Source organism: Pseudonocardia sp. (genome assembly GCF_050246655.1).
Classification (GTDB): Bacteria; Actinomycetota; Actinomycetes; order Mycobacteriales; family Pseudonocardiaceae; genus Pseudonocardia.
On the sequence record NZ_JBFWVQ010000145.1, the window covers coordinates 1 to 12,235 of the forward strand.

The following is a 12,235-nucleotide window of genomic DNA, read 5'->3' on the forward strand; positions in this document are numbered from 1 at the left end:
TGCAGGCCGACCACCCGCAGTACCGCGAGTTCGCACCCGCGGACCTGCCGGGCGTGCGCACCGTCCTCGACGGCCGGGCGGTCCTCGATCCGGACCGGTGGCCGGGGGTCACGGTGGTGCGCCTGGGAGGGGGTGGCCCGCGGGCGGATCTCGCCGGCCCGGAGCCCGCCTAACGCTCGTAGGGCCCGATGTCGAATCCGCGGCCCTGCGGGCGCGGTGTGAGATCGATCGCGATCGGCGGGGCCAGTTCCGAGGTGCCGGCGTCGACCGCGGGGCTGCCGGGCTGGAGGTGGTAGTCGCCCGAGCCGTCCTCCTGGTAGTCGACGAACTCGGGATCGGCCACGACCGTATCGCTCTCGCGCCCGGTGGACACGAGAATTCGATCCCGTTCGTTGTTCCAGAGCAGATTGTTCTCGAAACGGTTGTTGGGGCCGGAGTCGCCCCCTTCGCGAATACCGTCGCGCCCGTTGCCGACGACGAGGTTGTTCGCCACCAGTGAATTGTCCACGGGGCGGTTGTCGTCGTTGGCCCCGCCGATCACGATCCCGCCCTGCGCGTTGTGGAAGACGAGATTGTTGGTGATCGTGACCTCGTCGCACGCGTGCCAGCACTGGATACCGAACCCGGTGCTATCGTAGGCGATGTTGTTGGCCACGACGCCGCGCTGGTGACTGATGTAGATGGCGTGGTCGAGATCGTCTTCGCCGCACTTGTAGGCGACGTTGCCGAGGACGTCGATGTCGGTCAGGCTGTAGTCGTCGTTGGCCGTGTAGATGCAGTTGCCGGGGATGTCGTGCACGCGGTTCTGCATGAGCCGCACGTGCGAGCCCTTGCTCCACAGGCCGTCGGCGTTCTCGCCGCTGATGTCGAAGCCGACGATGTCGACGTAGTCGCCGTCGTTCTCCCAGGCCCCGACGTTGTCGCCCGCGCCGACGATGCGGGTGTCCGGCGACTCGGCGACCCAGACGATGCGCTTGTCCGCGGTGCCGGAAGCCTGCGTGCGGACGTCGCCCTGGTAGGTGCCGGTGCGGACGAGGATCGTCATCCCGGGCTGTGCCCGCTCGGAGGCGGCGTCGATCGTGCGCAGGGGGGCGGCCGCCGTGCCGGCGGCCTCGTCGTCCCCGTTCGGCGCGACGACCAGCGACGCCGCGGGCGGTGCGGGCACGGCGGGCGGGGTGTAGACGGTGGGCTCGTGAGGGTCGTCCCTGCCGCAGGCCTGGGTGGCGAGCAGGAGCGGGACCAGGGTGGCCATGATCGCGCGCCGGTACCTCATGTCACTCCGTCCTCGAACCCGCGAACCGCCGCCGCAATGCCGGCGAACAAGAGGCCCGTTGGTCATGCTACAGATCAGCCCGTTTGGCGGTTGTGAGCCGTCAAACCCGAAGGAGCTCACGGACGGTGACGGCATGGCGGCCCGTAGAGGCGCCATCCTCACTCGTCCGGCGCAGACGGGGCGGCCCGCAACGCGCGGTCCGATGCGTCCGCGGCCTTCACGCAGAAGCGGTACAGCACCGCGTACGCCACGACGTGGCCGGCGGCGAGCGCCGCGATCGCCACGCTCACCGGCGCCCCGAGCAGGCCGCACAACAGCGGCCCGCCCGCGGTGAGCGCGAGCCGCAGCACCACCCAGCCGAGCTCGCGGTGCTGCTGTTCGAGCAGGAACAGCGTCGAGGACACCGGCATCACCGCGCACTGGCCGAGGTAGGCCAGCGCCAGCAGTCGCGCGTACTCGCCCGCCTCCCGCCACTGCGGGCCGAACACCAGTGCGAACAGCCACGGGCCTGCCACGAGCAGCAGCACCGCGGGTACGGCGCCGGCGAGCAGCAGGCGCCGCACGGCGGTGCGTACGGTGCGCCCGAGATCACCCTTCGACTCGCGCAGCGCGCCGCTCGACTCGCCCGTGAACACCTGCATGACGGCCTGACCGATGATCGCGGTCGGCCCGGAGATGACCCGCACGGTGAGCCCGAGCAGGCCCGCACTCACGTCCCCGTACAGCGCTGCGACCAGGAGCAACGGTACTTCGAGCCCGGCCGAGTTGAGCAGCGCGGAGGGCATCGCGAGCTGGGGGAAGCGCCGGTAGCGCGACACCGCGGCACGCAGTTGCGCGAGCGTGGGCCGTTGCTGGCGCAGCAGGCCGTTGCGCGAGAGCAGCCCGCCCATCGCCGCCACGCGCCCGACGCCGAGGCCGAGCAGGAGCCCGGTGGGCCCGGCGCCCGCGACGCCGAACCCCAGCTGGGTGCCGACCTGGCCCATGCCCTGCAGCAGGTTGCGCCGGGCGAGCGCGCCGTAGCTGCGGTCACGCACCATCCACTCGGAGAACACCAGGTAGGCGCCGATCGCCGCGATCGTCAGCACGACCAGCCACCAGTAGTCCGCGAGCGCGGGCACCCCCAGCAGCCTGGCGAGCGGCTCGGCCGCCACGAGCCCGACGGCCGCGGTGAGCAGCGAGACCAGCGCCACCGACGCGAGGGCGGCCCAGGCCACGGCGGCGGCGTCCCGGTCGGCCGTCGGCAGCGGGACGGCGGCCTCGAGGGTGGCGGTGGAGGCCACCGCGACGATGCCGACCACGGAGGTGAAGACCGTCAGCAGCCCGAAGTCCGCCGGATCGTAGAGCCGGGTGAGCAGCGGATAGGAAAGGATCACGATCGCCTGCCCGGCGACGCTTCCCGTGACGATGCTCGCCACTCCCCGCAACGCGGCGGGAACACGCAGTGAACGCACCTGTCCCTCCGTCGTCGCCGTCTCCCTCACCTATCGTGCCACGTTCCCGAATGGCGGTGCCCGGCCCGGCCGGAATGGTCCATCCGGGCTGCGTCACGCCCAGATGTGTAACGTCGGGAGCCGGGACGCGGTTAGCGAAGAGAAACCAGCTTTCGTTGCGGGAGGGCAGCGTGGCCGAACTCACTGCGGTCATTCAGGCGGGCGGGCGGGGAACCCGGCTCAGCCCGTATTCGACGGTCTTACCGAAGGCGCTGATGCCCATCGACGAACAGACGGTGATCGACAAGCTGCTCGACATGTTCAGCGAGGCCGGGGTCAAGCGGGTGTTCATCACCGTCAGCCGGTTCGGCCCGCTGATCCGCAGCTACTGCGGGGACGGCAGCCGGTGGGGCCTGGAGATCGAGTACGTCACCGAGGACGAGCCGCTGGGCACCATCGGCCCGCTCAACGCGCTGCGCGACCGCCTGGTCGAGCCGTTCTTCGTGTCCAACTCCGACGTGTACTCCGACGTGATGCTCGGCGACGTCGTGGTCGAGCACGAGCGCAGCGGTGCGCCGCTGACGGTCGTCGTCACCCACCAGGACGTCAAGATCGCCTACGGGGTGCTGGACCACGCGGACGGGCGGGTCACGACCTTCCGGGAGAAGCCCACCGAGCAGTTCTCGGTGAGCACCGGCATCTACCTCATGGATCCGTCGATCTTCGAGCACATCCCGCCGGCGGGGGCGTTCAACTTCGACGACCTCATGCGCGTGATGCTGGAGCGCGACGCGCCCGTGCACGTCTACGAGCACCGCGGTGTGTGGGTCGACATCGGGCGGATCGAGGACCTGCGCAAGGCCCAGGAGCGGGCGGCCTCCTCGCTGCCCGCGGCCGAGTGAGCGCTCCCGCGCGGGCGCTTCCGCTGATCGAGCTCGGCACGCCGGTGCTCGGCGAGCCGGAGAAGGCCGCGCTCGCCGAGGTGATCGACTCGGGCTGGCTCACGATGGGCGAGCGCGTGCGCCGCTTCGAGCGCGAGTTCGCCGCTCTGCACGGGGTGGAGGACGCCGTCGCCGTCGGCTCGGCCACGGCCGCCCTGCTGCTGTCGCTCGAGGCCCACGACATCGGCCCCGGCGACGAGGTGCTCGTGCCGTCGATGAGCTTCGTCGCCACCGCGAGCGTCGTGCGCCACGCCGGGGCCACCCCGGTGTTCGTCGACGTCGAGGCGCCGGACCGCCCGCACCTCTCGCTCGCCGACGCCCGGGCGCGGCTCACCGGCCGGACCCGGGCGGTGATCGTCATGCACTACGGCGGCTACGCGATGGACGTGCCGGCCTGGCGGGCGTTCGCCGACGGCAACGGGCTCGTGCTGATCGAGGACGCCGCGCACGTGGCGGGGCTCACCGGGCACACCGGCGTCGCGAGCCACGCGGCCGCGTTCAGCTTCTTCACCAACAAGAACATGACCACGGCCGAGGGCGGGATGGTGATCGTCCCGGACGCCGGCCGGCGCGAGCGGGTGCGCCGCATGCGCTCGCACGGGATGACCACCAGCACGCTGGACCGCGACCGGGGCCGCGCAGTCGGCTACGACGTCGTCGATGTCGGGCACAACTTCCGCATGGACGAGCTGCGCGGCGCGCTCGGCCTGGTGCAGCTGGCGCGGTTGCCCGGCTGGAACGACGCCCGCCGCGCGCTCACCGCGCGCTACCGGGAGGTGCTCGCCCGCGAGCTGCCCGAGGTGGCGGTGCCGTTCGCCGCGGACCACCCGACGACCGCGCACATCCTGCCCGTGCTGCTGCCGCCGGGCACGGACCGCCGGGCCGTCATGGCGTTCCTGCGCGAGGCGCGCATCCAGTCCTCGATGCACTACCCGCCGATCCACGAGTTCGAGGTCTACCGCCGGGCGGGCACGATCACGCTGCCGGACACCGAGGCCTTCGCCGCCGCGCAGCTCACCCTTCCCCTGCACCCCCTGCTGGCACCGGCGGACGTCGACCGCGTCGTGCACACCCTCGCCGAGGCCCTCACCCGCTCATGAGAGGACATCCCATGACCCCCACCGGCGATCTGGCCGGGCGACGCGTGCTCGTGATCGGCGGGGCCGGCTACGTCGGCTCCGTGCTGGTCGAGCGGCTGCTGGACGCGGGCGCCCGCGTCCACGTGCTGGACCAGTTGATCTATGACAACGGCTTCGCGCTGCACCACCTGCTCGATCGCGACCTGGATCGGGGTGGGGTCACCTTCACCCGCGGCGACCTGCGCGACGAGCGGGTCGTGGCCGCCGCGGCGGCGGGCACGGACGACGTCGTGCTCCTCGCGTCGCTGGTCGGCGACCCGATCTGCGCGAAGTACCCGGAGCTGGCCCGCACGGTCAACGCGGACGGTGCCAAGCGGATCGTCGACGCGCTGGACCGCCTCGGCGTGCGCCGGTTCGTGTTCACCTCGACGTGCAGCAACTACGGCATCCACACGTCGGACGCGCTGGCCACCGAGACCAGCGCGCTGAACCCGCAGTCGCTCTACGCGCGCACGAAGATCGAGGTCGAGGAGCACCTGCTGGCCGCGGCGCCCTCGCTCGACGCGTCGGCGACGGTGCTGCGGATCGCCACGGCGTACGGGATGTCCGCACGGATGCGCTTCGACCTCACCGTCTCCCAGTTCACCCGCGAGCTCGCCGCGGGCGGTGAGCTGCTCGTCTACGACGCCGACACGTGGCGGCCGTACACGCACGTGCGCGACATCGCCAAGGCCGTCATGACGGTGCTCGCCGCCGGCGAGGAGCAGGTGCGCGGCGAGGTGTTCAACGTCGGCGACAACACCCAGCAGTTCACGAAGCGGATGATCGTCGACGAGGTCGCCAAGCACCTGACCAGCGCGAAGGTGTCCTACCGGGACGGCGACACGGACCCGCGCAACTACCGCGTCGCCTTCGACAAGATCGCCGAGCAGCTCGGGTTCCGCGTCGACAACACCGTGCAGGCCTACGTGGGTGCGCTCGTCGCCGCCGTGCAGGGCGGGGTCTTCGCCGACGCCGCGGGCAATCCGCGCTACGGCAACACCGAGGTGCGTCACCTCGGATGACGCGCGCGGAGCCGGCGGTGGGCCCTTCAGGAACCGTTCAGGTGGGCGCGAGGACGCTGCCCAGGAAGGAGGTCATCCCCGAGAGTGCGGTAACACCCAGCGTGATCGGGTCGACACACTCTGGGGGGGAGACGATGCACAGAGGTGACGTGGACGAGCGGGTGTCGAACCAGGCGGGCAGGGCGGATCAGGGGACGGGGCATCGAAGGACCGGGGCGGCGGACGCCCCGGAGCGGGGGAGCTACCCGTCGCACACGCCGTTCGAGCAGCCCTGGTGGCTGGAGGCGGTCGCGCCGGGCCGCTGGGGGCATGTCCTGGTGGAACGCGGCGGCGAGGTCGTCGCCCGGCTGCCCTACGTCCGCAAGCAGAAGTTCGGGCTCACCGTGCTCACACAGGCGCCCCTCACCCGGTTCGTCGGGCCCTGGTTGCGGCCCTCGGAGGGCAAGTACGAGAAACGGCTCGGCGTCGAGCGTGAGCTCATGGGCGAGCTGATCGACCGGTTGCCCCCGCACGACGTCTACCGCGGCAACTTCGCGCCCGCGATCACGAACTGGCTGCCCTTCCACTGGGCGGGCTTCGATGCCACCGTGCGCTACACCTACCGCATCGACGACCTCCGCGACCCGGACCGGTTGTGGGCGGAGCTCGGTGGCAACGTCCGCAGCCGGGTCAAGCGCGCGGCCAAGGGGGTGGAGATCCGTACGGACCTGGAGTCCGAGGCCGTCTTGGAGGAGGTGCTGCGGATCAACCGTCGCCTGTTCGAGCGCCAGGGGCTCGGGGTGTCGTTCGGCGACGACCTCGCCCGGCGCCTGGACGCCGCGTGCCGCGCCCGCGGTGCCCGTGAGGTGGTCACGGCGACGGACTCGCAGGGCCGCCTGCAGGCCGCGCTCTACCTCGTGCGCGACGCCACCACGACCTACCTGCTCTACGGCGGCACGGACCCGGAGTTCCGCTCCACCGGGGTGAACAGCCTCGTGGTGTGGGAGGCGATCCGGCTCGCGTCGCAGACGTCGCAGCACTTCGACTTCCTCGGCTCGATGATCGAGCCCGTGGAGCGCGTCAACCGCTCCTTCGGCGCCCGGCAGGTGCCGTACTTCTTCGTGACGCGGGCTCGGCCGCGCGCAAGGGCGGTCTTCGCCGCCCGCCGCGGCGTGCGCGTGGCCCGGCGCGAGGTGCGCCGCGGCGCGGAGCGGCTGCAGCGCCGTCTGCACGGCACGCAGCCACCCCCGGCCGACGGCGCCGCCAAGGGTGGCGGCGCCGCCAAGGGCTCCGCCTAGCGTCCGGCGTCCGCCTGGGGCCGGTCGGCGGGCGGCGCCGGGCGCCCCAGTCGCTCGCGCACCGACACGAACGCCTCGGCCAGCAGGTAGCCGGCGTGGCCCGCACGCACCCGCGCGAGCGCCTCGATGTAGGAGAAGCTGCGCGGGTGCCGCCCGCCGATCATCTCGGTGGGGTAGCACTCCAGCGCCTTGACCTTGCGTTCCCACACGGGCTCGACGTCGACGAACGTCGTGGGGTTGAAGACGTAGTCGCCCACCTGCGGTGCCTGGTCGGTCGACGACGGCGTCTCGAAGGTGAGGAAGCGCTCCACCGTGGCGCCGAGCCGGGTCATCGGGCGCAGGGCCGCATACACGGCCTTGAACACCACCTGATGGTCGGTGTTCGCATCGCCGCCGTGATGGGTGTAGACGACCGTCGGCCGGTGCTGCTCGATCGTGGCCTCGACGGCCTTGATGAGGTCGATGAACGGCACCGACTCGAGGCGCTGGTCGGGGAAGTCGTGGAACTCCACCCGCGCCACGCCCATCTCCTCGGCAGCGGCGAGCGCGCAGTCGCGGCGGGTGGCGCAACGCGGGGTCTCGTCGAGCTTCTCCTGCTCGCCCTCGCTCATGATCAGCACGGTGACGTCGCTGCCCGCCGCGGCGTGCAACGCGAGCGTGCCGCCGACGCCGAGCACCTCGTCGTCGGGGTGGGCGACGACGCACAGGACCCGCTTGCGCATCGGGTCGTCGGGTACGTGACGGGGCGGCGGCAGCTCCAGGCCCGGTACGGCGCGGGCCCGCTCGACGAGGATCGGCACGCCGTCCCCGCCGAACGTGTGCGCCACGGGGTAGGGCGGGGCGAGCGCGCGGACCAGGTTCACGATCTCGTGCGCGGGCTTCGACCAGTCGATCTCGCCGTCGGCCGGGCCGCGCCGTCGCGTGTAGGTGGCCTCCGCGCCCTCCTGGCTCGTCCGGGGCGCCGTGCCGTCCAGGACCCCGTCCAGGTGCTCGCGCAGCAGCGCGATCGTGGCGTCGTCGGCCTTGCGCAGGACGTCGGCGGCGTCGTCGTCCGGGGCGATCGGGAACGAGCGGGTGCCGATCACGTCGCCGGTGTCGATGCCCGCGTCCATGTAGAACATGGTCACGCCGGTCTCGGTGAGACCGTCGACGATGGCCCAGATCAGCGGTGACGCGCCGCGGCGGCCCGGCAGCACGGCCGAGTGGAAGCCGATCACCCCGCCGGGCGGGACGTCGAGCAGCGCCTGAGGGATGATCTGGGAGAACCCGACGACGAACACGACGTCCGGGGCGAGCGCGCGGATCTCGTCCACGTGGTCGCGGACGCGGCGGATCCTGCGCAGCACGGGTGCTGCCACGAGGTCGTCGAACGTGCGGAAGCCGGACACCCCGGCGCCGGCCTCGTCGTCGAGGACGAAGACCCCGACGAGGTCGACGCGCGGGTGCGCGAGCAGGATCTCCACGGTGCGGCGGCCGTCGTCGAGGCCGCCGACGAAGACGACCCTGCGCCGATCGGGACGTGGATCGGGTCGTGCGTCAGGCATGCGTGAGTTCCCCCGTGCGTGCTCGGGCCACCTCCGGGGCGGCCGGGTTCGGTGGACCGGGATCGGCCGGGTGCTCTCGCTCGGGCGCGCCGTTCTCGTCGACGGGCCCCGCGCGGGGTGCGAGGGCGCAGAGCACGATCGCGAAGAAGAAGCCGTGGGTGAGGATCGCCGTGAGGATCGCGGACTCGGCCAGCGCCAGCCCCGGCATCACGAAGATCAGGCAGGAGAACACCCGGTCCAGCCCGCGGGTGGCGTCGTCGATCGCCCACAGCAGCAGCACGAGGATGATCGTGGCGCCGAGCATCCCGGCATAGCCGAAGTTGGCGTAGCCGTCGGCGAGCCAACTGGCGTTGGCGTGGGTGAAGGGGTTGTCGAAGAACTCCGCCCCGACCAGGTCCGGCGGCTCCTTCTGGTACGGGTACGGAAAGAAGTCGGCCAGGATCGAGTAGCCGAGCTTGGCCTTCGGGATCGGGTCGAAGGTCTGCACGTACCCCATCAGCACGATGCCAGGCGTCACGAGCACGCGGCGGATGAACAGCGACGTGAGGTCGTTGGAGTTCTGCCAGAGGTCGATCGTCATGATCACGATCGAGCCGAGGACGCCCGCACCCAGGATGGTGGGCCCGACGGGGTGGCGGCGCTTGAGGAAGAAGTACGCGGCGAGCAGCGCGACGGGCGCGAGGATGGCCGTCTTGTTGCCCTGCAGCGAGTAGAGGTACACCTGGCCCAGCACGCCCGCGGCCAGGGCGTGCCAGCGCCGGTACACCAGGCCGCGCAGGATGAGCAGCGGGTTGATGATCTTGTCGAGCATCGGGACGACGTAGGCGAGCGCCGGGTCCGACGACTCGGTGGCGCGGAACTCGCCGCGCACCCCGTAGACGTCCTCGAACGACGGCAGCGACCACTTGATCCCGGCGTAGGCCAGCACGATCAGGTTCAGTACCAGCCAGAACGCCCCGATGAGCCGCCACCAGTTCCGCTCGGTCATCGGGGCCAGCGGGATGAAGCCGCGCAGCGTGCGGCGGGTGCCCAGCAGCACCACCAGCAGGAAGCAGCCGCCGACCCACATGGCCAGCCGGAACGCCTCGGGCCGGTCCAGCGCGGGCGCCATCTGCGGCACGATGATCCCGGGCAGCACCGCCACGAGGTAGAGCAGCCACGCGATCATGTGCGACGGGCGGCGGATCTCACGGGGCAGCAGCAGTGCGAGCAGCACGGTGACGCCGATCGCGATGCCGTAGTAGACGGGGTCCGGGTCGCGGTAGGCGTACTGCAGGTAGCTGAACAGCGGTGCGATGTGGTGCACGTACGCGTAGTGCAGGATCCCGATGTAGGCGAGCACCACGAGCACGACGACGGGCGCGCGCGCGAACAGGGGGCGCCGATCGGCGTCGGTCTCAGCCGGCACATCACCGACCGTACGCGATTTCCCCGAGTGGGGGCGGGCACAATGGGGCAACGGCTCACCAGATCAGGTGAGCGGAGCCGCGCGACCACCTCCAGGTGATCGACATCGAGTGAAGGGGAGTACCACGTCCGTGAACGATCGCCGGACCCGTCGTCCCAGGATCCGCCACCTGACCTCCGTGCACCGCGTCGACGACACGCGCATCCTGCGCCGTGAGTGCGCCAGCCTGGTCGAGGCGGGCCACGACGTCGCGCTCATCGCCGGACAGCCGCCGCAGGAGCCCGTCGCGGGCGTGCGCATCGTCGGCGTGGGCCTGCCGCGCAACCGCATCGACCGCGCCACCCGCGTCGCCTGGCGCGTGTTCCGCGCCGCGCGCCGCGAGCGCGCCGACATCTGCCACTTCCACGACCCGGAGCTCATCTGGGTCGGTGTCCTGCTCACCGTGCTCGGCCACAAGGTCGTCTACGACGTCCACGAGGACGTGCCGCTGCAGGTCATGAACAAGTGGTGGATCCCCAAGCCCGCCCGCGGGGTGCTCGCCGCGGGCGTGCGGGTGGCCGAGCGGGTCGCCGGGCGGATGTTCGCGGCCATCGTCGCCGCCACGCCCTCGATCGCGGAGAAGTTCCCCGCGCACAAGACCGTGATCGTGCAGAACTTCCCGCACGTCGAGATCGCCCGGCGTCCCGAGCCCAAGCCCGTCGAGGAGCGGCAGTACGCGTTCTCCTACGTCGGCGGCCTCAAGGCGGTGCAGGGCGCCCGTGAGATGCCGCAGGTGGTGGCGGCGCTGCCCGGCGGGGCCAAGGCCGTCGTCGCCGGCTGGTTCGACGACGAGGCCGTGGAGCGCGACGCGCGCGCCCACGAGGGTTGGGCCCGCATCGACTACCTCGGCGGGGTCTCCCACGAGCGGGCCATCGAGGCGATCCGCGACTCGGTCTGCGGGATCGTCATCGACCACCCGATCAGCAACTACCTGGACTCCTACTCGACCAAGATGTTCGAGTACATGGCCTGCGGCGTGCCCGTCGTGGCCTCGGACTTCCCGCTGTGGGTGCGGCTGGTCGGGGACGCGGACTGCGGCGTCACCGTGGACCCGATGGACCCGCTCGCCGCCGCGGCGGCCGTCGAGGCCCTGCTGAAGGACCCCGACGAGGCGCGCCGCCTCGGCGCGAACGGCAGGCGCGCCATCCAGGAGCGCTACCACTGGGAGGCCGAGTTCAGGAAGCTGGACGCGCTCTACCCCCGCCTGGTCTGAGCGGGTCGGACGGAGCGGGCGTGCGCGCGGCCCACCGGTCCGCCACCGCGTCGATCACCAACGCGGAGCCGAGCACCGCGGCGAGGGCGACGCACGCCCCGCCGATCGCGTCGGTGGCGTAGTGCCAGTGCGCGGCCACCACCAGCACCGCGAACGTGGCGGCCGCCGCAGCGCCCGCGCCAAGCACGATCGCGAGCGCGCGGCGCGGCTCGGGCCGCAGCACCAGCACGGCGAGGATCGCGAGCACCAGAGCGGTGGAGGTGGCCCCGCCCGTGTGCCCGCTGGGGTAGGCGTACTCCCCGCGCAGTGTGCGCCCGATCAGCGGTTTCGTGAAGGTGGTCACCAGGCCGGTGAGCCCCGGGCCGAGCAGTGCGAGCGCCGCGGCCCGCGGGCGCCGCAACCACAGGCACAGCAGCGCCACGACGACCGCGATCACCACCACCGACGTGGGACTGCCGAGTTCCAGCAGCAGCCGCAGCGTCCGGCCGCGCGGCGTGACGTCGGTGATGACGTCGTGGGCGTGGTCGTCGAACCAGCGGGGGTCCGAACCGCCCGCATAGCGGGCGGCGAGCACGACGAACACCGCCGACGCGGCCAGCACGACCGCCAGGACACGGCCCCGCACACCGTGCGGGATCAGCGCGGGCGAGGGCGTCGACATCGGAGGACGGGCCACCCGCCCGACGCTACCGATCGGCCGCGCGCCACCGCCGCGCGAACTTGACCAGGCCGCCGAGGAACCCCGCTCCGTAGCCGACGTGCACGGCCGCGAACACCGCGGGCAGCACGGGCAGGTGCCGCCAGCCCTCGCGGGCCGCGATCCGTACGGAGACGCCCAGCGCACCGGCGAGCCAGGCCACGATCCCGGCCAGCCACAGCCGCCGTGCAGTGCGGCTGAACGGGGCGAGCAGCGCCCCGCCGACCAGCCCCGCGACGAACGCGGGCGGGACGAAGTGGCGCGCGCTCA

Annotated in this window: 11 protein-coding genes; 5 read left to right on the plus strand and 6 right to left on the minus strand. The window is 72.0% G+C overall.

Going from position 1 to position 12,235, the window contains the following annotated elements:
• Positions 1-169: 169 nt before the first annotated feature.
• Both AB7J25_RS27600 and AB7J25_RS27605 read right to left on the minus strand, forming a co-directional pair.
• Positions 170-1,273, minus strand: coding sequence for a right-handed parallel beta-helix repeat-containing protein (locus AB7J25_RS27600; protein WP_428513737.1), 1,104 nt, complete (start codon positions 1,271-1,273; stop codon positions 170-172).
• Positions 1,274-1,431: 158 nt separating this feature from the next.
• Positions 1,432-2,724, minus strand: a complete 1,293-nt coding sequence (locus tag AB7J25_RS27605; RefSeq protein WP_428513739.1) for a lipopolysaccharide biosynthesis protein — start codon at positions 2,722-2,724, stop codon at positions 1,432-1,434.
• A 74-nt stretch (positions 2,725-2,798) separates the two neighbouring features.
• Here AB7J25_RS27605 and AB7J25_RS27610 point away from each other — a divergent pair, with 74 nt between their 5' ends.
• The 4 genes from AB7J25_RS27610 to AB7J25_RS27625 all read left to right on the plus strand — a co-directional run bounded on the left by AB7J25_RS27610 (position 2,799) and on the right by AB7J25_RS27625 (position 7,064).
• The gene (locus AB7J25_RS27610; RefSeq protein WP_428513757.1) at positions 2,799-3,605 is read left to right on the plus strand and encodes a nucleotidyltransferase family protein; all 807 of its coding nucleotides are present in this window, start codon (positions 2,799-2,801) and stop codon (positions 3,603-3,605) included.
• Positions 3,602-4,744, plus strand: a complete 1,143-nt coding sequence (locus AB7J25_RS27615) for a DegT/DnrJ/EryC1/StrS family aminotransferase (RefSeq protein ID WP_428513741.1) — start codon at positions 3,602-3,604, stop codon at positions 4,742-4,744. The genes AB7J25_RS27610 and AB7J25_RS27615 overlap by 4 nt, the downstream gene beginning before the upstream one ends.
• 11 nt (positions 4,745-4,755) lie before the next feature.
• Entirely contained in the window at positions 4,756-5,787 is a 1,032-nt protein-coding gene (locus AB7J25_RS27620; RefSeq protein ID WP_428513743.1) for an NAD-dependent epimerase/dehydratase family protein, read from the plus strand.
• Between the two features lie 134 nt (positions 5,788-5,921).
• Entirely contained in the window at positions 5,922-7,064 is a 1,143-nt protein-coding gene (locus AB7J25_RS27625; RefSeq protein WP_428513745.1) for a GNAT family N-acetyltransferase, read from the plus strand.
• Here the strand turns inward: AB7J25_RS27625 and AB7J25_RS27630 are convergent.
• A complete protein-coding gene (locus AB7J25_RS27630) occupies positions 7,061-8,608 on the minus strand; it encodes a PIG-L family deacetylase (protein ID WP_428513747.1) in 1,548 nt (515 codons plus the stop codon). The two genes, AB7J25_RS27625 and AB7J25_RS27630, sit on opposite strands and share 4 nt — an antisense overlap.
• A complete protein-coding gene (locus tag AB7J25_RS27635) occupies positions 8,601-10,016 on the minus strand; it encodes an O-antigen polymerase (protein ID WP_428513749.1) in 1,416 nt (471 codons plus the stop codon). Before AB7J25_RS27635 ends, AB7J25_RS27630 begins: the two co-directional genes overlap by 8 nt.
• Positions 10,017-10,194: 178 nt before the next feature.
• On the opposite strand from AB7J25_RS27635, the gene AB7J25_RS27640 reads away from it, so the two are divergent.
• Positions 10,195-11,268, plus strand: a complete 1,074-nt coding sequence (locus AB7J25_RS27640; protein WP_428513751.1) for a glycosyltransferase — start codon at positions 10,195-10,197, stop codon at positions 11,266-11,268.
• Here the strand turns inward: AB7J25_RS27640 and AB7J25_RS27645 are convergent.
• Both AB7J25_RS27645 and AB7J25_RS27650 read right to left on the minus strand, forming a co-directional pair.
• A complete protein-coding gene (locus AB7J25_RS27645) occupies positions 11,231-11,944 on the minus strand; it encodes a hypothetical protein (RefSeq protein WP_428513753.1) in 714 nt (237 codons plus the stop codon). The two genes, AB7J25_RS27640 and AB7J25_RS27645, sit on opposite strands and share 38 nt — an antisense overlap.
• Positions 11,945-11,954: 10 nt before the next feature.
• Positions 11,955-12,235: hypothetical protein (locus AB7J25_RS27650; protein WP_428513755.1), on the minus strand; the 281-nt coding region annotated here is incomplete at its 5' end.

Excerpts from the sequence above, each read along its gene's own strand:
- AB7J25_RS27600 (WP_428513737.1), bottom strand. The coding sequence starts at position 1,273 with ATGAGGTACCGGCGCGCGATCATGGCCACCCTGGTCCCGCTCCTGCTC.
- AB7J25_RS27610 (WP_428513757.1), top strand. The coding sequence starts at position 2,799 with ATGGTCCATCCGGGCTGCGTCACGCCCAGATGTGTAACGTCGGGAGCC.
- AB7J25_RS27620 (WP_428513743.1), top strand. The coding sequence starts at position 4,756 with ATGACCCCCACCGGCGATCTGGCCGGGCGACGCGTGCTCGTGATCGGC.
- AB7J25_RS27625 (WP_428513745.1), top strand. The coding sequence starts at position 5,922 with ATGCACAGAGGTGACGTGGACGAGCGGGTGTCGAACCAGGCGGGCAGG.
- AB7J25_RS27630 (WP_428513747.1), bottom strand. The coding sequence starts at position 8,608 with ATGCCTGACGCACGACCCGATCCACGTCCCGATCGGCGCAGGGTCGTC.